The following is a 250-nucleotide window of genomic DNA, read 5'->3' as shown; positions in this document are numbered from 1 at the left end:
GCGCCGGAATAGGCAAAGCCCTCACCCGCCACGCCAGAGCCGACAGCCAGCGTATGGCCCGCAAGCGCAACCGTCCCTTCGCCCGCGAGCGTCGCAATCGTCTCGTCGCCCGCAAGGGTGAAGGTCCCGTCCACGTCAAGCGCCGTCGCATCCGTCAGCGCCCCGCCTGCGGTCGACAGGCTGGCCGCATTTGCAATCGTCACCGCCGCATCGCCCAGGGTCGCGCCAGATTGCAGATCCAGCGCCACCG

General features: G+C 69.6%; 1 protein-coding gene. It reads right to left on the bottom strand.

Features of this window, described 5'->3' with window-relative positions; all coding sequences use genetic code 11:
- Positions 1-250 (bottom strand): hypothetical protein (locus tag R0J92_RS25140; RefSeq protein ID WP_411053688.1); only part of this gene is annotated, 250 nt, incomplete at both ends.

It is taken from the genome of Tritonibacter sp. SIMBA_163 (assembly GCF_046535935.1).
Classification (GTDB): domain Bacteria; phylum Pseudomonadota; class Alphaproteobacteria; order Rhodobacterales; family Rhodobacteraceae; genus Epibacterium; species Epibacterium scottomollicae.
Note: the sequence above shows the minus strand (reverse complement) of the source record. Positions and strands in the feature narration are given on the sequence as shown.